Consider the following 17862-nt stretch of genomic DNA (forward strand, 5'->3'; position numbering starts at 1 on the left):
GTGTCTGTCCTTACGGGTCTGTTTCCCCGGGGAGGCCCGAGGCGCTCGCGCGTGACAGCTCCACCTGGAGGGTGGCCCCGTCGGGACGGTGGGCCCATTCGAGGAACGACGCGCGGAAGGACTCCACCGCCTCGACGAGCGGCGTGCCCGGCCTCCACGCGAGCGCGCTCGGGTCCCGGGCCTCCAGGCCGATGAGCAGCGAGCCCCCGGCTCCCGGCGCCTGGAGGGGACGCACCGTCAGGCGGCGATCACTCTCCAGGCGGTACGCCAGGGCCGTGATGTGCCCGAGCAGCCACCCCTGGGCGACCTCGCGCCCCTCAGGGGTCTTCGCGTCGGCGCTCAGCCGCAGTCGGGTCGACGGTTGGCTGGTCGAATCGAGCGGCTCGAACAACAGGGACCACGCTCCGGGCGTCCCCGTCCTGCGCGCCTGGGCCACGAGCTCCCTCGCGCGCGCCCACTCCTCGCGAAGGATGCGGGAGGTGGAGCGCGACACGTTGCGTGTGGTGTTCCTCAGCGGCGCCACGGGGGCGATGATGGGCAGCAGGTCCCGCTTGCCATCCGGCCGGTAGCGCGCCGTCTCCATCGTCAGGGCCACGGGCTGGGGCCAGGGCCACGTGGCGAAGGTGTCGAAGAAGTGCGCGAGCAGGTCCACGTCGGACTTCACCGCCTCGGGCGCCGCGCGCGTGGTGGCCCAGGCCGCGAGCACCGTCCACGACAGGCCCCCGAGATAGCCGAGCGCATGTGAGTAGAGCCCTCGAGCCCGGGCCCAGGCCTTCACGGCACGCAGCAGCCTCCGGAACCTCGCGTGGGTGTCCTCGTCCGGACCGAGCGCTTCCAGCACGCCCTTCATGTCCGCGAGCCCCAGCACCGAGCGCAGGCCCGCGGGGTCGAACGCGTCCGCGTGTCGCGCGAGCAGCTCCAGCGGGTCCAAGGACCCGGCGCCCTCGGGCCGACTGGCGTGGGACACCTCGAAGCTCACGCCGCCCAGCACCACCTTCACCAGCGGGATGGCCGCATCGGCGACGAAGCGCGAGGCCGCGCGGCTCTCGGGCTCCGACCTCGCCAGCTCCCCCAACAGCTCCCGCGCGAAGTCCTCCCGTGACTGGCCCGCGGGGCCGAGCGCCACCGCGTCCACGTCACTGCCCGCGCCATCGGTCCCGAGCAGATAGGAGCCATACGGATGCAGCGAGGCGCCCACGCGAGCGCACAGCACCCGCAGCCGCTCCACGGCCTCGTCGCGCTTCGCCCGTGTCTCGGGAGCGCTCTCGACGGCGCCCACGTTCCCGAGCGCGGAGCGCAGCGCGTCGTCACCGGTGCCCGCTGTCGTGGCCTCCGCGCGCGCGACACCCAGCGGAATGCGTCGGACGACCTCGAACGGCGTGTTGCCCTGGCGGCGGATGATGCAGACCTCGCGGACCTCGAAGCTCAGCGGACGCCAGCCCCGTGCCCACGTGGCGACGGTGCGCTCCACGTCCACGTCGTCCGAGTGGGGCACCTGCCCCACGGACAGATGCGGGTGGAACCCATGGGCCGGGGGCGCGCACTCGGGCACCACGGAGACGAGCTTCGCGTGCAGTCGCGCCAGGGCACCTCGGGGCGCGTCCTCGGGCCTCAACCACGCCGTCGCGCTGGCGCGGTGGTCGAAGTGGTCGAAGTCGGAGAGCGTCACCTGGAAGGGCTCGATGCTCCGCGCGGCCTCGCCGAGCAGCGCCGCCACCGCGTCGAAGTCCTCCTCGGGGAGGAAGGGGTAGAGCAGGGTGACGTGGGGCATCCACCGCTCGAACTTCGCGTCGTGCTTCTTGCGCAGCGCCTGGATGGGCGGCCACACGGACTCGGGAGGGATGAGCACCACGGCGGTGTGATGGACGAGCCGGGCCGCCGCGGCGCCCGTCACGGAGGAGGCCGCGCGGGTGTCGCGGCGCAGGACGCAGCGGATGCCGAAGTGGTCCGACGCGAACAGCGGCTCGCCGGACGGAGCACGCGCGCCCTTCAGCGGGGCTTCGCCGAACAGCTCGATGGACTCCGGCGAGAGTCGCCCCGAGGGCGAGGCCACCAGCACGCGGTCCAACCGCTGGAGCCGTCCGGACACGGTGGTGATGGCGGCCAGCGAGTTGAGCCGAGGATTGTACGTCTCCCCCTGCTCGGACGGGCGCAGCGTGGGCCATGCATCCACGAAGCCCGCGCGGCGGAAGGACTCCACCTCCGCGTCTCCGTCGCCGAAGTTGAAGTCCCCGGCCAGCACGACGTCTGGCGCGCCCGCGTCGTCGTCGCCCGTGAGTGTCGGGAGCTCCTCCAGCAGCGCCTGGACCTGGGTGGCCCGGGCCGCGGCGCCGGTGGCCTCGCGGTTGCTCGTCAGGTGCGGCGTGGCCACCCACAGCGGGCCGCCCGCCAGTCGCAGCTCGCCCACGATGAGGCGCTTGTCGCGCGAGAAGACCCGCTGCCACACCGAGGCGAGGGGCTCGCGCGACAGGAGCACCTGCCCGTAGGGGACGACGGTGTTCGCCTCGGGACCGTCCGACACGTGGTAGCGCTCGCGCACCCAGCCCTCCGCGAGCAGGGCCCGCAGGAAGGGCGCGGTGACTTCTTGAAGGACGATGACGTCCGCGTCGGTCTCGCGCAGCAGCGCCAGGGCCGCGGGCGTGCGGTGCTCGGTGGCGAGCTTCTCCCGGTCGTACAGGTCGAAGAGGACGTTGAAGGTGGCGACGGTGAGTCGCTCCGGCGCCAGGCGCGCGTCCCCCGGCGCCGAGGATGGGGACTTCATCCAATCCCCGGCCCGCGCGTCGTAGCGATGGACATGCAGGCGCGCGAAGCCGGGGACCTCGCGAGGACGGGGCGGGGTGGGGGCGGGAGCCTCGGCGGGTGGCTCGACGAGGTGATTCAGCCGGTCGATGCGCTCCTTGCGGTCCCACACCACCTCGCGCCCGCGCTTGAAGTACCAGACGCGGTGCCAGGGGATTTCGCCGTCCGGCACGAAGGCCTCGAACGGCATCTCCTCCAGGCGCTCGCCGTGGGTGTCGTAGCCGATGACGAACTCACGGGCCTCCAGCCGAGGGTCCCACCGGATGCGGTGGTACACCTCCCGGCTCGTCGTGAAGCGTTCCTGGGACATGGTGAGCACCCACGGGGAGAAGAGGAGGGACGGCGAGCCGCTGGCTTCCCGCGAGCGTAGTCGCGCTGACCGCTCGAAGGGGGACGTCCCGCGCGCCGCACCGGACGCCGCGGGACTCACCCGGCTGACAGTCCGCTTCAGGACGGACTGACGCCCGCCACCAGGTAGAAACGGAACTCCCCCGAGTTGACGCCGTAGGCCGCGTCCACGCCCACCAGCGGCAGGACGATGTTGCGCAGGTACAGCCGCAGGCCCGCGCCCACGCCCTGCGCGAAGGTGGAGCCCTTCAGGCCACTCTTGCTGTCGGGCAGGTAGCCGCGCACCACGCGCCCGTTCACGTCCCGCAGCTCACCGTCGGCGGGCAAGTCCCTCCACACCATCAGCCCCGTGTCGGAGAAGCCCACGCCCCGGAAGGACAGCTGGCGGATGGTGAAGAGCGGGAAGTGGTACTCGGCGGTGAACGACAGGCGCGTGTCGCCGCGGAACTGCCGGTGGACGAAGCCGCGCAGCGAGTTGCCGCCCATCACCAGCTCCTGGTGGAAGGGCAGGTCCACGCCCGCGGCCGCCTCGCCGCGCAGCACCACGTTGTGCTCCTCGAACAGGCGCAGGCCATGGCGGTACAGCAGCCCGAAGCGCCGGTAGCGGAAGTCGCTGCCCACCTCGGGATTGGACACCTCGTAGGAGGCCTCCAGGTTGATGCCCTCCATCACCGCGTGCAGGTTCTGCCGCGTGTCGATTCCCACCATCAACCGCACCGACGCGTCCTGCTGCGCGGGGCCGGTGGAGAACGCGGGCGTGGTGACCTCCTCCTTCGCGTCCGGCGACTTCGCGTCGATGCTCATCAGCCGGTACTTCACCGCGGCGCGCACGCGCTCGAAGAGCATCACGCCGAACTCCCCGGCGAGCGAGGCCGAGTTGAGGCGCGTGCGGCGCACCACCTCCGGGTCCTCCTGGCCCGCCCCCGGCTGGTACTCGTCCATGCGGTCGCTTCGGAGCTGGCCCTCCAGACTGAAGCGCAGCTGCGGCAACCCGAAGACGTTCTGGTCCAGGTAGCCGACGAACAGGCCGCTCTCCGCGGTGCTCACCTGCGCGGCGGTCGCGAACTTCTTGCTGCGGCCCCACAGGTTGTTCTCCGCGTACAGCACGCCGCCGCCCACGTTGTCCGACGACAACGCGAAGGTGGGCGCCACCACCCACGAGGCCTTCTCCTCCACCTCCAGGATGAGGCGGACGCGGCCCGGGCCCGTGGGCTCGGTGCGCACCGTCACCTCCTGGAACAGACCGGTGGCGAGCAGCCGTCGCTCCACCTTGTCCAACTGCTCGAAGGTGAGCTCGTCCCCCGCGTCGATGCGCGAGTACGCCTGCACCGTCTCCGGGCGCGTCTTCTCCGGACCGCGCACCACCACCTCGTCCACCACCTGTCCCGGCTCCTGCGCGCCCGCCTGCCCCGCCCCCAGGGCGAGTCCCAGCATCGCGCACCACTTCACCACTCGTCCGCTCATGACTCGTCGCACATCCATGACCGCGTCGGGGGCTACCGGCCTCAAGCCCTCCGGACCGCACCCTACCGCCACCGCCGGTCCATCGGGATTGCGGAGTGACGGGAAGGCACGACAGTGGAACATTTGCTATGCCTGCCCCCGAGGAAGCTCCGGGACGTCCCCGGGGTCGTGTCCCGATGACCGGTCTGTTTCGCCAGCTCCGACGCCGACGTCTGCTGCGGCGGCCGTTCCCCTCCGAGTGGCTGGGCCACCTGGAGGCCCATGTCCCGTTCTTCTCCCGGCTGTCGCCCGCCCTGCGCGAGGACTTCCTCGCGAAGCTGAAGGTCTTCGTCTGGGAGAAGGAGTTCATCGGCGCGGGGGGCCTGGCCATCACCGACGAGATTCGCGTCGTCGTGGCCGCCACCGCCGTGCAGCTCGTCGTGCACCTGGACCTGTCGTATTACGACCGGCTGCGCGAAGTCATCGTCTACCCGGACGCCTTCCTGCTGCCGGACCGCACCGGCGTGGTGCTGGGGGAGGCGAAGCACTGGGGCTCGGTCATCCTGTCCTGGGCCGCGGTGCTCGGCGGGTTGAAGAACCCCGACGACGGCCACGACACCGCCACCCACGAGTTCGCCCACGTGCTGGACCGGGCCGACGGCGCCTTCGACGGCACGCCGAAGCTGCGCAGCTACTCGCACTACCGCACCTGGGCCTCGGTGATGAGCGAGCACTTCCACGCGCTCCAGCAGGGCCGCCCCCGCGAGCGCCAGGTGCTGGATGACTACGGCGCCCTCAACGAGGCGGAGTTCTTCGCCGTGGCCAGCGAGAACTTCTTCGAGCGGCCCGAGCGGATGCGCAGGAAGACCCCCGACTTGTATGAAGAGCTGAAGCGTTTCTACGGGTGGGACCCCGCCTCTGGCACTTGAGCCCGCGCACCGAGCGCCGCGCTGTGGTAGGCGCGGTATCCAGCAGCCTCCGGAAAAGAGCCCCTCCATGACCGCAGCCGCCGTGCCCTCGGTGTCCATGTTCGTCGAGCTGGAGCGCGAGGCCTGGCGGGCGTTGCGCGCCTCCACGCCGCTGACGCTCACGACGGAGGACCTGGACGGGCTGCGAGGGCTGGGCGAGCACCTGGACCTGGAGGAGGTCTCGGACGTCTACCTGCCGCTGTCCCGGCTGCTCAACCTCCAGGTGGCGGCCGCGCAGCGGCTGTGGGCCGAGCAGCAGGCCTTCCTGGGGGGCTCCACGCAGAAGGTGCCGTTCATCATCGCCATCGCCGGCAGCGTCGCGGTGGGCAAGAGCACCACGGCCCGCATCCTCCAGGCGCTCTTGGCTCGCTGGCCGGACCACCCGCGGGTGGAGCTGGTCACCACGGACGGCTTCCTCTTCCCCAACCGCATCCTCACCGAGCGCGGCCTGATGAACCGCAAGGGCTTCCCGGAGAGCTATGACCGGCGCGCGTTGGTGCGGCTGCTCGCGGAGCTCAAGGCGGGACGCGCGGAGGTGACGGCGCCCGTGTACTCGCACCTGGTCTACGACGTGGTGCCCGAGGAGGCGAAGGTCATCCGCCAGCCCGACATCCTCATCCTGGAGGGCCTCAACGTCCTGCAGTCCGGCGTCGTCGGGCAGCGCATCCCGCACACCTTCCTGTCGGACTTCTTCGACTTCTCCATCTACGTGGACGCCAGCGAGCAGGACATCCGCCGCTGGTACGTGGACCGCTTCCTGCGCCTGCAGCAGACGGCCTTCCGCGACGAGCGCAGCTACTTCCGGCGCTTCTCGGACCTGACGCCCGAGCAGGCGACGGCCATGGCGGAGAACATCTGGGGCGACATCAACGGCCCCAACCTGGCGCAGAACATCGCGCCCACGCGCTCGCGCGCCCGGCTCATTCTGCTCAAGGGGCCGGACCACAAGGTCAAGCGCGTGCGGCTGCGCAAGCTGTAGCCGTCACGGCGGCGAGGGCTTGCACAAGGAGCCGTCGGCGAGCTTCGCCAGGCGCTCGCGCAGGACGTGCTCCTGCTCCGTGCTGCGCTGCTCGCGCAGGTGTCCCAGCGCGCGGTGCTCCAGCTGGATGGCCTCCTCGCAGCGCCCCTGTCCCGCGAGCGCCAGCGCCAGGGTGTCCAGCGCGGAGGGGCTCCACGGCGCCAGCGACACGGCCCACTGGGCCAAGGGCAGCGCCTCCGCGGAGCGGCCCTGGGTGACGTACAGCCACGCCAGCCCCTTCGTGGCGGGGATGCTCCGCGGCTCCAGCGAGAGGGCCTTCTTGTAGGCGGCCTCGCGCTCCTCCTGGGCGGCCTCGTCCGACTCCAGCGCGGCGCCGAGCAGCAGCCACGCGCCGCTGTCATCGGGGTGGGCGCGCACCGCGGTCCTCGCGAGCGCGAGCCTCTCCTCGCGCGAGGCCTCGGCGGACTTCACCGCCAGGGCCGGGAGTCCCTGGGGGTCGATGCGCAGGGCCTCGTCCAGCTCCTTGCGGGCCAGCACCTGGCGGTTCTTCACGAGCGCCGCCTGCCGGGCCATCGACGCCCCCAGCGCGGCCAGCTTCGAGCGCGTGGCGTGCACCTCCGCGTCCTCCAGGGTTCGCTCGACGAAGGCCAGGTCCGTGGGTGGCACCACCACCTGCCGTGGCGGGGGAGGGCGCCCTCGGAGGTATTCCCAGAGCGTCTGGTCCATCGTGCCCTGCGCCAGCTCCGGCAGTGCCCCGCGGAGGGCCTCGTCGGGCGCCATCCCTTGGGACAGCCGCGTCTGGAATTCAGCGAAGCGCTCGGCGCGCTCGTGGATGAGCCAGTGCACCAGCGCCCAGCTCCCCGCGTACATGGAGGAGAGCTCGCGGTCCTGCTCCTCGAAGTTCAGCCCCGGCTCCCAGGCGAGGGTGCCTGGAACCACGCCACCGCCCTGGGCGCTGTCCACCGATTCGCGCAGCATCCGGGCCGCCACATAGGTGGCATCTTTGTTGGGGACGCCCAGCACGGCGCTCCTGCCGTCCGCCGTGAGCTGCGCGGTCTCCAGGTACTCGGCGAGCCCCTCGGAGAGCCACAGGGGCTGGCGCAGCAGGACGTAGGAGCTCAGGTAGTGCGCCAGCTCGTGGTTGAGCCGCGAGGAGGCGTCCATGGACAGGGCGGAGTAGCGACGCGCCCACGCCGAGGGTGGGCCGGACAGGACGATGAGCGCCTCGGTCTCCGAGCGGTGGTAGAGCGCCTGCACGCGGCGCGGGTAGAGGCCCTTGAACTCCTTCCAATCCGCGAGCACGTAGACGGACAACTTCGCCATTGGCTGTCGGAGCGCGGAGGGCCACATGCCCGCGAGCAGCACGATGCGCATGCGCTCCAGCTCTCCCATCGCCTCGCGAGCCTGCTCGGGAGGCAGGTCCGTGCGCAGCGTGTAGTGCTCGCTGTCCAGCTCCACCCAGCCGCGCCCTCCCTCGCCGGGGCAGCGCGTGAAGCGCGGGCCGATGACGCAGCCCGAGGCGCCCAGCCACAGCGCCAGCATCAGCAGGGACAGTCGCAAGCGCTCGTACACGAAGACACACACTCGTCGGGCTGGAGGTTGAAGTCCCGACAGCGTAGCGCGCTTCGATATGCGTGGGGATTGCTCTCGTTTCCTCGAAGGTCTCCCGGAAAGGAAGGCGACATGACGACTCGAACACAGGTCCGCGGATGCGGGCTGATGGGGTGGGTGTGCGCGCTCTGGATGGTGTCGTCCGGATGTTCTGACGCAGTCCATCCCGAGGTGCCCCAGGTGACGCTGGAAGGACCCATCGTCGCCATTCCGAGGACGCTGGAGCCGGGCTCCATCGAGCGGCTGCGCTCGGGGCTGGGCTCGGCGGCCACGGGCCTTCAGGACGACTCGCCCGGCACCTTCTACCTGGCGCTGCGCAGAAGTGAGCTGGGCAAGCGCTGGTTCATGTCTGTCTATCTGGAGCAGCACACCCCGGAGAGCCTCTACGGCAGCAGCGCCACCTCCTTGGGCGTGCGCGTGGTGTCCTTCCAGGAGCAGAACGGCCGGTTGTATGCGTTCGACGTGGACGACACGAAGGTGCGCAGCACGCTCTTCAAGCCCGAGGAGATCGTCGAGGCGTGGCCCGTCATCGAGGACCATCCTGGCTTCTCGCGCCTGCGGGGCTCGGACCAGTACGTGCTCTTCGACCCGGCCGCGGGCCTGGACCGGGTGATGGGCATGGATGCGTTCACCCGCACCTTCTACGGGCCGCCGTTCTCGGTGGAGCTGGCGTTCGCGCAGCGCTTCCGCGCGCTGAAGGACGGGGTCTCCTTCCAGAAGGTCATCACCGGACGCGCGTATGGCTATGCGGACTTCGAGGCCTCACCCGACGAGACGTTCCGCGTCACCGCGACGGTGGGCGTCGCGCTGCGCCGCTATCAGGAGGGCCAGGGCTTCACGCCCATGCAGACGCCCCCGACGCCGGCGTACTTCTACGAGAGCGCCAGCCGCATCGTCCCCAACACCCGTGGCCTCGTCGAGACGCTGGTGGGCAAGTGGAACATCCGGCCCGGGATGAAGCCCATCACCTGGGTGATCAGCGACACGTTGCGCACGTCCCAGGCGGACCCTCGCTACCTGCCCTACGACATCATCGGCGCGGTGAAGAAGGGCGTGGAGTCCTGGAACCAGGCCTTCGGCTTCACGGTCTTCACCGTGCGCATGGCCGAGCCCGGAGAGTCCTTCGGGGACGACGACAAGAACTTCATCCTCTTCGACCCGGACCCGTCCTACGAGACGGCGTTCGCGAACTGGCGCACGAACCCGAACACCGGCGAGACGCTGGGCGCGAGCGTGTATCTCAGCAGCGCGTGGTTGGACCACGCCATCGAGGTCATCGGCTCGTTGCCGACCGGGGCCGCGCCCGCGGTGGCCGTGAGGCCTCGGCCCGAGAAGGCCCTCCAGCTGTCGTGGAACGGCATGGCGCCCTCCCACCTGTGCGAGCTGCACCTGGCGGACGCGGCGGCGAGCCTCTCCGGTCCGCTCCGGGCGCAGGGGTCCGCGCTAAACGAGCTCCCCGTGCCTTCGCCCGAGGAGCGGGTGGAGCGCTTCTTCACCGTCGTGGTGATGCACGAGGTGGGGCACACGCTGGGCTTGCGGCACAACTTCAAGGGCTCGTTCGCGAAGCCGTCCAACTCGGTGATGGAGTACACGTTCGCGCCGGAGCAGGACCTGCGGGGCGAGGCGGTCGGCCCCTATGACGTCGCCGCCGTCCGCTATCTGTATGGCCTGTCCTCCTCGCCGCCGACGGAGCCGTTCTGCACGGACGAGGACTCGTTCACGGACCCGGACTGCACCCGGTACGATGCGACGCCCGCGCCGCTGGAGCTGTTCTACGGTCCCGCCTATCGACAAGCGCTGGAGGCGCACCTGGCGGGAAGTGGCCGCGGTCCCGATGACGCCCTCCTCAACGGTGTCCTCCAGTACCTGAGGGCCTCCCGCCTCTCCGCCCAGCGTGTCCGGGCCTGGACTCTCGCCATGCAGGGGCTGGAGGCGCCCATTGCTCCGGAGGTGCTGGCGGCGGACCCGGGCTACGGCGCGAGGGCGGATGCCATGACGCGCGTGGTGTTCCAGCGGCTCTACCTGGATGCGTCGCCGCTGCGTGGCTACGTGAGGAACGCCCCCCGGACGGACACGGTGGTGACCCCCCTGATTCTCGCGCAGCTGCGCGCCAACCTGCTCGACCTGGATGGTGTGCGCACCTTCGCCACGCGGAAGGTGATGGTGCGGATCCTCAAGCAGGTCCAGACGTTCGAGGCCTACGCCATCCTCCGGGAGGGGCGGCTCGCGGTGGAGGCTCAGCTGCCGGGCCTCTCCGGGCGGCAGCTGCTCGAGGCGGAGGACCTGGCCGCGCTCCTTCGCCAGGCGACCTCGCCGTACTTCAACAACTAGCCGGCGCGGGGCTTCAGCGACGGGGAGGGCGGCTCATCTCGATGTGAGGGATGCCGTCCTCGTCGTAGACCTCTCCCTCCGCGATGAAGCCGAGGCTCGTGTAGAAGGCGCGCAGGTAGTCCTGGGCGGAGATGCGGATGGTGGCGTCGGGGTACAGGGCCTCGAGTCGCGCGAGGCCGCGCTCGGTCAGCTCCCTGCCCAGTCCGCGTCCCCGGGCGCGCGGCGAGGTCACCACGCGGCCCAGGCTCGCGGCGCCGGGGAACTTCACGTCGGGCGGGAGGATGCGCAGGTACGCGCAGAGCAAGCGCTCCGGGCCCTCGCCCTCGTGGGAGAGCAGGTGCAGCGAGCTCGGGTCCAGGCCATCGACGTCCTGGTAGATGGAGCGCTGCTCCACCACGAAGACCTCCTGCCGCAGCGCGAGCACCGCGTACAGCTCCTCGAGCGTCAGCTCCGCGAACGCCTTCCATTGCCAGCTGGGCATGGGCGGGCGTCTATCACGGATGGCCCCCGTGGAGCGGCGTCGACCGGGCGTTGCCTTCTTCGGAGGTGTCCCCGCGATGCGCTCGGGTGTGGCCGGGGACCATGGAGTCGACCTGGCGCCAACGGTGAGCTGACCCGTGTGGGCGTGGCCAGCGCGGCGGCAGCGACTCATCGCCCCTGGCGAGGCGGACCGCGTGGGTGTCGCCGACGCGCTGCATCGCAACGACTCGGCGACGTCGGCGAGCTGATGCTCGCTCGCCACGGCAACGGCTGGGGGACTCCAGGCCTCATCGGGCGGCGGCCCGCTCGCCAGCCTGGCCGGCGGGGCGGAGTCCCGCTCCTGGGGCGGGGAGGGCGGGCAGGGAGGCTGGGCAAGTTGGCGGGGTGGCCATTATACGTAGGCCGCCATGAGCCAATCGCCGCTGACGTCACCCGTGCCTGGAGCCGCCGAGGACGTGGAGGCGCTGGCCTCGTTGCTGCGAGGACGGCGCACGGTGGTCCTCACCGGCGCCGGGTGCAGCACGGAGTCGGGCATCCCCGACTATCGCGGCCCGGGCACCCGCGCCCGCGCGCGCAACCCCATCCAGCACCGCGAGTTCCTCCAGCGCCCCGAGGTGCGGGCCCGCTACTGGGCGCGCAGCCTGCTCGGCTGGCCCCGCTTCGCCGCCGCCCGTCCCAACGCCGCGCACCAGGCGCTGGCCGCGCTGGAGCAGGGCGGCCATGTCCAAGGGCTCATCACCCAGAACGTGGACCGGCTGCACCACGCCGCGGGCAGCTCGCGCATCATCGAGCTGCACGGCGCGCTGGCCCGCGTGCGCTGCCTGGACTGCGGGGCGCAGGAGGCGCGCGTCGACCTGCAGGAGCGTCTCTTGTCGCTCAATCCGGACTTCACCCACCAGGTGCTGGAGCTGCGGCCGGACGGTGACGCGGAGCTGAGCTCGGAGGCGCTCCAGTCCTTCCGGGTGCCCGCGTGCCTGCGCTGCGGCGGGACGCTGAAGCCGGACGTGGTGTTCTTCGGGGACAACGTGCCCGCGCCCACGGTGGCGGATGCGTTCGGGTTGCTGGAGGAGGGGGACGCGCTGCTGGTGGTGGGCTCGTCGCTGGCCATCTACTCCGGCTATCGCTTCCTCGTGCGCGCCTCCGAGCGACAGGTACCCATCGCCATCCTCAACCTGGGCGAGTGTCGCGGCGTGGAGCTGGCGGACCTGTGTATCGAAGCGAGCGCGGGGGACGTGCTGCCCCGGCTCGCCTCGCGACTGACGCGGGCCTGAGGTCGCGCGTCAGGGGATGCGCACGTGGGCGGTGAGGTGGTCCACGAAGGCTCGCACGCGCGAGGGCAGGTGGCCTCCCTGGCTCATGAAGAGGATGTGGATGGCCTCGGTGTCGCCGGGGTTGTGCGCCTCGAGCACGGGCACGAGGTGTCCCTTGTCCAGGTCGTCCTGCACCTGGAAGCGCGCCAGCCGCGCCAGCCCGACGCCGGCCAGGGCGAGCTGTCGCAGCGCCTCGCCGTCACTCGCCTGGACGTTGCCGATGGGCGGCACGGCGAGCTGCGCGTCCTCTTCCTTCAGGGGCCAGCCTTCGATGGCGCGCGCGTAGCTGAAGCCCAGCCGGTTGTGGGCGCCGAGCTCCTCGGGCGACTGGGGCAGGCCGTGACGCTTCACGTAGTCCGGTGAGGCGACGATGACCATCCGCGTCTCGCCCAGGCGGCGCGAGGTGAGCTGGGAGCTCTTGAGCTGGCCGTGGCGGATGGCCACGTCGGTGCGCTCGTCGAGCAGGTCGATGAGCTGGTCCGTCAGAACCAATTCCACCGACACGCCGGGGTGACGGGCGAGGAAGCCGGGCAGCAGGGGGATGAGCAGCACGCGGCCGAAGGCGGCGTTGGTGTTGACGCGCAGGCGGCCTCGAGGCTCGTCGCTCGTGGCGGCGCCGCGCTCGGCCTCTTCCAGCTCGGCGAGGATGCGCACGCTGCGCTCATAGAAGCCGCAGCCCTCCGGGGTGAGCTGGAGCGCGCGGGTGGAGCGGTTGACCAGGCGGGCTCCCAGTCGCTGCTCCAGGCGGGCCACCAGCTTGCTCACCGCCGAGGGCGTCATCCGGAAGGCGCGGGCCGCGGCGGAGAAGCCGCCCAGCTCCACCACCTTCACGAAGACCTCCATCTCTCCGAAGCGATTGACGTCGAGTCGAGCCATGGTGAGCCGAAGTCACAAGTCCTGTTCCGCACGGCGCTCTACCGCACGGAAATCGTGCCGTCCATACAAGGGCCCATCCACTTCTTCATCGGAGGGCCACGAAGCCATGCCGCTGGCCTTGTTCGCATTGACCGCGGGCGCCTTTGGAATCGGCGTCACGGAGTTCGTCATCATGGGGTTGTTGATGGAGGTGGGCGCTGACCTGGGCGTCTCCATCTCCACGGCGGGGCTGCTCATCTCCGGCTACGCGCTGGGCGTGGTGGCCGGGGCGCCCGTGCTCACGGTGCTGACGGGACGCTGGTCCAGAAAGCACGTGCTGCTGGGATTGATGGTCATCTTCACGGTGGGCAACGTGCTCTGCGCGCTGGCGCCCACGTACGGCACGCTGATGGCGGCCCGGGTGCTGACGGCGCTGTCGCATGGGACCTTCTTCGGCGTGGGCTCCGTGGTGGCGACGGGGTTGGTGCCGGTGGACCGGCGTGCGTCCGCCATCGCCATCATGTTCACCGGCCTGACGGTGGCGAACATCCTCGGCGTGCCGCTGGGGACGTGGCTGGGGCAGGCATCTGGCTGGCGCGCGACGTTCTGGGCGGTGGCGCTCATCGGGCTCGTCGCGGTGGCGGTGATTGCGGTGTACGTGCCGAAAGATGGCGCGCCGGAGGAGCCGGGGGATTGGCGCGCGGACTTGCGAGCCCTGGGGCGGCGGCCGGTGTTGCTGGGGTTGTTGACGACGGTGCTCGGCTTCGCCGGGGTGTTCGCCGTGTTCACCTTCATCGCGCCGTTGCTGACGCGGCTGGGTGGGTTCTCGGCGTCGGCGGTGTCACCCATCCTGCTGGTCTTCGGGGGCGGGTTGGTGGTGGGGAACCTGGTGGGCGGGAAGCTGGCGGACCGGAGGCTGGTGCCGTCGATTCTCGGGACGCTCGCGGTGCTGGCGGTGGTGCTCTTCGGGATGACGTTCGTCTGGGAGGACCGCGTGCTCACCGTCATCGCGGTGGGGGTGTTCGGCGCGGCGGCCTTCGCCACGGTGCCGCCGCTCCAGATGTGGGTGCTGGAGAAGGCGCGAGGGGCGGGGCAGAGCCTCGCGTCGAGTCTCAACATCGGCGCGTTCAATCTGGGCAATGCGCTGGGGGCGTGGTTCGGCGGGGTCGTCATCGACGACGGACCGGGTTTGGGAGCCATCACCTGGGTGTCCGCGCTGGTGCCGGTGTCCGCGATTCTCGTCGTGCTGGTGGCGCTGTGGATGGAGTCGCGTGAGCCGCGCTCCGGCGCGGTGCTGCATGGGAGCCTGCAATGAATGCACAGGACAAGGTGGCGCTCGTGGTGGGGGCGCAGGGTGTCATCGGGAAGAACCTCATCGAGCACATGGCGTCGCTGGGAGACTGGGAGGTCATCGGCCTGTCGAGACGCGGGGGCGAGTCGGCGGGGCGGGTGCGGCACGTGAAGGTGGACCTGCTCGACGCGGAGGACTGCCGGGTGAAGCTGGCGGAGCTGGGGCGGGTGACGCACGTCTTCTATGCCGCGTATCAGGACCGGCCGACGTGGGCGGAGCTGGTGGCGCCGAACCTGGCGATGCTCGTGAATGTCGTGGAGGCGCTGGAGCCGGTGGCCCCGGGGCTGCGTCATGTCAGCCTGATGCAGGGCTACAAGGTGTATGGCGCGCACCTGGGGCCGTTCAAGACGCCGGCGCGGGAGACGGACCCGGAGCACATGCCTCCGGAGTTCAACGTGGACCAGCAGCGCTTCCTGGAGCAGCGTCAGCGGGGCAAGGCGTGGACGTGGTCGGCCATCCGTCCATCGGTGGTGGGAGGCGTGGCGCTGGGCAATCCGATGAACCTGGCGTTGGTGCTCGCGGTGTATGCGTCCATCTCGAAGGAGCTGGGGTTGCCCTTGAGGTTCCCGGGGAAGCCGGGGGCGTACCATGCGCTGTTGGAGATGACGGACGCGGGCCTGCTCGCGAAGGCCACGGTGTGGGCGGCGACGGAGCCGCGGTGCGCGAATCAGGCGTTCAACATCAACAACGGAGACCTGTTCCGGTGGAGCGAGCTGTGGCCGAGCATCGCGCGCTACTTCGGGTTGGAGGCGGCGCCGGGGTTGCCCATGTCGCTGGACGTGGTGATGGCGGACAAGGGGCCGCTCTGGGACGCGATGACGGCGAAGCACGGGCTGGCGGGGCATTCGTACCAGGACGTGTCGTCGTGGCGCTTCGGTGACTTCGTCTTCTCGTGGGACTACGACATGTTCGCCGACGGGACGAAGGCGCGCCGCTTTGGTTTCCACGAATTCGTCGACACCCAGGCCATGTTCTTTCGCCTCTTCGACGAACTGCGACGCATGAAGGTCATCCCGTAGGCGCGCACCGTCGACACGTGTGATGGAATCCCCGAGACGACTCGAGCGCCTCGGGAGGCACGACAGTGGGCGAGAATCCGATGCAACAAATTATCGATTTCATCCTGGAGCTGGACAAGCTCAAGGGCGTGACTCGCAAGGTCAAGCCGCTGGGGCTGTCGCGGTACGAGAACTCCGCGGAGCATAGCTGGCAGCTCGCGATGCTGGCCCTCTCGCTCTCCGCCTATGCACCCGCGGGCACCGACATGGACCGGGTGGTGCGCATGCTGCTCGTGCACGACGTGGGAGAGATCGACACCGGTGACACGCTGGCCTTCGTCGAGGGCGGCTGGAAGGAGCGCAAGGCGGCCGAGCTCGCGGCCGTGGAGCGCATCTTCGGAATCCTGCCCGAATCCCAGGGCCCGCTCTTCCTGGCCCTGTGGCGCGAGTTCGAACAGGGAGAATCCGCCGAGTCCCGATATGCGAACGCCGTGGACCGCGCCATGCCCGTCCTCCTGAACCTGTCCAATGAAGGGCAGAGCTGGCGAGAGAACGGCGTCAGTCACGCCCGCGTGGTGGCTCGCATCGCTCCGCCCATCCAGGCGGGTTGCCCCGCCCTGTGGACCTATCTGGAAGGCCGGCTCGAGGACGCACGCCAGCGCGGCTGGTTCGGCGCCTGAGTCTCACGCGGCCTGGGGACTTCGGGGCGCGGACACGTGTCCCGCTCGCACCACGTAGTCCCCGAAGCCCTCCCCGGGTTGCCGCTCGCGCGCATACGCGGCGAACAGCGGCTCGAGCGTGTCGAGGATGGCCGCCTCGTCGATGTTCTCCCGGTACAGCCGATTGAGCCGCTGCCCCCGACTGTCGCCACCCAGGTGCAGGTTGTAACGGCCCGGTGCCTTGCCCACGAGTCCAATCTCCGCGAGGTACGGCCGCGCGCACCCATTCGGACAGCCGGTGATTCGCAGCAGGATGTTCGCGTCCTGGAGGCCATGCGTCTTCAACCGCGCCTCCACCCGCTCCACGAACGTCGGCAGGTAGCGCTCGGCCTCCGCCATCGCCAGTCCACACGTGGGCAGCGCCACGCACGCGAGCGCGTTGCGCCTCAGCGGGCTCGCCGTCCGGAAGCCCTCCAGCCCATGCGCCCGGACGAGCGCCTCGATGCGCTCCCGCGACTCCGGCGGAATCCCCGCGATGATGAGGTTCTGGTTCGGCGTCAGCCGGAAGTCACCCGAGTGGATGCGAGCAATCTCCCGCAGCCCCGTGAGGTGCGGCGCCCCAGGCCGGTCCGCCACGCGCCCGCTGTCCAGGTGCAGCGTCAGGTGCCACCGCCCATCATGGCCCTCACGCCAGCCGAAGCGGTCCCCGTTGTGCTCGAAGGTGAAGGGCCGCGCGGGCTCCAGCGCGAACCCCAGCCTGCGCTCCAGTTCCTCCCTGAACCACGCGACACCCTTGTCTTCGAGGACATACTTGAGCCGCGCGCGCTTGCGATTGCCCCGGTCCCCGAAGTCGCGGTGGATCTTCAGCACCTCCTCCGCCACGATCAACATCTGCTCAGGCACCACGAAGCCGATGACATCCGCGAGCCGGGGGAACGTGCTCGCGTCTCCATGCGTGGCCCCCAGGCCGCCGCCCACAGTGACGTTGAAGCCCTTCAAGGCTCCGTCCTCGAGGATGGCGATGTAGCCCAGGTCCTGGGCGAAGAGGTCCACGTCGTTCTCCGGCGGTACCGCCACCGCCGCCTTGAACTTCCGTGGCAGATACGTCGCGCCGTAGAGCGGCTCGTCCTCGCCTCCGCCCACCTTCTCCTCTCCGAGCCACAGCTCATGGTACGCGCGCGTCTTGGGCAGCAGGTGCTCGGACAGGCGCACCGCCCAGTCGTGGACGACCTCGTGCACCCGGGTGTCCACCGGGTTGGGGTTGCACAGCACATTGCGGTTGACGTCACCGCAGGCGGCCAGCGTGTCGATGAGGGCCGCGTTGATGCGCGCGATGGTCGGCTTGAGGTCTCCCTTGAGGATGCCGTGCAGCTGGAAGGCCTGCCGGGTGGTGATGCGCAGCGTCCCGTTGGCGTGCTCACGCGCGAGCCCGTCCATCACCAACCACTGCGACGCCGTGCACACGCCGCCGGGCAATCGGGTGCGCAACATGAAGCTGTAGTCCGGCTCCAGCTTCTGCTGCCGACGCTCCTCGCGAGCGTCCCGGTCGTCCTGCTGATAGCTGCCATGGAACTTGATGACGCTGGTGTCGGCGGGGGCGATGGCGCCCGTCACCGGGTCGGCCAGGCTCTCCGCCAGCGTGCCGCGCAACAGGCGGCTGTTCGCCTTGATGTGTTCGACTTCCGAGAGGGGCTTGGGCTGAGGGCTCATGTCTTCGCTCGCAATCGGGC

General features: G+C 70.4%; 13 protein-coding genes. 7 read left to right on the forward strand and 6 right to left on the reverse strand.

What is annotated here, in order from left to right; all coding sequences use genetic code 11:
* Positions 1-10: 10 nt before the first annotated feature.
* Together K8640_RS36380 and K8640_RS36385 are read right to left on the reverse strand one after the other, a co-directional pair.
* Entirely contained in the window at positions 11-3109 is a 3099-nt protein-coding gene (locus K8640_RS36380) for a poly(A) polymerase (RefSeq protein WP_223751296.1), read from the reverse strand.
* A gap of 137 nt (positions 3110-3246) precedes the next feature.
* Positions 3247-4611 (reverse strand): BamA/TamA family outer membrane protein, encoded by a 1365-nt coding sequence (locus K8640_RS36385; RefSeq protein ID WP_223751297.1) that lies wholly within the window; start codon positions 4609-4611, stop codon positions 3247-3249.
* 176 nt (positions 4612-4787) lie between these two features.
* Here K8640_RS36385 and K8640_RS36390 point away from each other — a divergent pair, with 176 nt between their 5' ends.
* Positions 4788-5519, forward strand: coding sequence for a M90 family metallopeptidase (locus tag K8640_RS36390; RefSeq protein WP_223751298.1), 732 nt, complete (start codon positions 4788-4790; stop codon positions 5517-5519).
* 67 nt (positions 5520-5586) lie between these two features.
* A complete protein-coding gene (coaA, locus tag K8640_RS36395; protein WP_223751299.1) occupies positions 5587-6537 on the forward strand; it encodes a type I pantothenate kinase in 951 nt (316 codons plus the stop codon).
* A 3-nt stretch (positions 6538-6540) separates the two neighbouring features.
* Here the strand turns inward: coaA and K8640_RS36400 are convergent, their stop codons facing one another.
* Positions 6541-8109 carry a DUF1570 domain-containing protein gene (locus K8640_RS36400; RefSeq protein WP_223751300.1) on the reverse strand — a complete coding sequence of 523 codons (1569 nt, stop codon included), beginning with the start codon at positions 8107-8109 and terminating at the stop codon, positions 6541-6543.
* Positions 8110-8220: 111 nt separating this feature from the next.
* On the opposite strand from K8640_RS36400, the gene K8640_RS36405 reads away from it, so the two are divergent.
* Positions 8221-10479 (forward strand): zinc-dependent metalloprotease, encoded by a 2259-nt coding sequence (locus K8640_RS36405; protein WP_223751301.1) that lies wholly within the window; start codon positions 8221-8223, stop codon positions 10477-10479.
* A 13-nt stretch (positions 10480-10492) separates the two neighbouring features.
* On the opposite strand, the gene K8640_RS36410 is transcribed toward K8640_RS36405, so the two are convergent.
* The gene (locus K8640_RS36410; protein ID WP_223751302.1) at positions 10493-10960 is read right to left on the reverse strand and encodes a GNAT family N-acetyltransferase; all 468 of its coding nucleotides are present in this window, start codon (positions 10958-10960) and stop codon (positions 10493-10495) included.
* Between the two features lie 406 nt (positions 10961-11366).
* Here K8640_RS36410 and K8640_RS36415 point away from each other — a divergent pair, with 406 nt between their 5' ends.
* Positions 11367-12230 carry an NAD-dependent protein deacetylase gene (locus tag K8640_RS36415; protein WP_223751303.1) on the forward strand — a complete coding sequence of 288 codons (864 nt, stop codon included), beginning with the start codon at positions 11367-11369 and terminating at the stop codon, positions 12228-12230.
* A gap of 9 nt (positions 12231-12239) precedes the next feature.
* Here the strand turns inward: K8640_RS36415 and K8640_RS36420 are convergent, their stop codons facing one another.
* Positions 12240-13145, reverse strand: coding sequence for a LysR family transcriptional regulator (locus tag K8640_RS36420; RefSeq protein ID WP_141327618.1), 906 nt, complete (start codon positions 13143-13145; stop codon positions 12240-12242).
* Between the two features lie 106 nt (positions 13146-13251).
* Between K8640_RS36420 and K8640_RS36425 the strand changes: the two genes are divergently transcribed.
* The 3 genes from K8640_RS36425 (at position 13252) to K8640_RS36435 (ending at position 16153) form a co-directional block, all read left to right on the forward strand.
* Positions 13252-14439, forward strand: a complete 1188-nt coding sequence (locus K8640_RS36425; RefSeq protein WP_223751304.1) for an MFS transporter — start codon at positions 13252-13254, stop codon at positions 14437-14439.
* Positions 14436-15494, forward strand: coding sequence for an SDR family oxidoreductase (locus K8640_RS36430; protein WP_223751305.1), 1059 nt, complete (start codon positions 14436-14438; stop codon positions 15492-15494). The genes K8640_RS36425 and K8640_RS36430 overlap by 4 nt, the downstream gene beginning before the upstream one ends.
* Before the next feature lie 80 nt (positions 15495-15574).
* Positions 15575-16153 carry an HD family hydrolase gene (locus tag K8640_RS36435; RefSeq protein ID WP_223751306.1) on the forward strand — a complete coding sequence of 193 codons (579 nt, stop codon included), beginning with the start codon at positions 15575-15577 and terminating at the stop codon, positions 16151-16153.
* A 3-nt stretch (positions 16154-16156) separates the two neighbouring features.
* Here the strand turns inward: K8640_RS36435 and cysI are convergent, their stop codons facing one another.
* A complete protein-coding gene (cysI, locus tag K8640_RS36440; protein WP_223751307.1) occupies positions 16157-17842 on the reverse strand; it encodes an assimilatory sulfite reductase (NADPH) hemoprotein subunit in 1686 nt (561 codons plus the stop codon).
* Between the last annotated feature and the right edge of the window lie 20 nt (positions 17843-17862).

The organism is Myxococcus sp. XM-1-1-1 (assembly GCF_020037095.1).
GTDB classification, from domain to species: domain Bacteria; phylum Myxococcota; class Myxococcia; order Myxococcales; family Myxococcaceae; genus Myxococcus; species Myxococcus fulvus.